Below are 318 nucleotides of genomic sequence, written 5' to 3'. Positions count from 1 at the left end.
ATCGAGGCTGCGCACCTTTTCGGCCGCGGCCGGCAACACCAGGATCGCGTCCTCGCCGGCCATGTCCATCAGCTGGCGGCGGCGACGCTTGTACTCGCCGGCCGCAATGCCGGTGCGCTGCTTGATGTCCATCAGTTCAGGCGCTGACGATGGCGCGAAGCCAGCACCACGTCACCGTGCAGCAGCAGCACCGCCACGCGGATGAACTCCTCGATCTCCGACAGGGCTTCGTCGTCATCATCGCCGCCGGCCTCGACGGCATCCGCTCCAAGGCCGACCCCGGCAAGCGCTATGACATCGACATGTATCAGTTCGGCC

General features: G+C 66.4%; 1 protein-coding gene. It reads right to left on the bottom strand.

Annotation, left to right across the window (positions count from 1 at the left end):
- Positions 1-131 precede the first annotated feature (131 nt).
- A partial coding sequence (locus tag EN804_RS38770; protein ID WP_210237399.1) for a hypothetical protein occupies positions 132-318 on the bottom strand: 187 nt, incomplete at its 5' end.

Source organism: Mesorhizobium sp. M8A.F.Ca.ET.161.01.1.1 (genome assembly GCF_004792105.1).
Classification (GTDB): Bacteria; Pseudomonadota; Alphaproteobacteria; order Rhizobiales; family Rhizobiaceae; genus Mesorhizobium.
The sequence above is the reverse complement of the archived record's forward strand: the minus strand, read 5'-3'. Positions and strand labels throughout refer to the sequence as shown.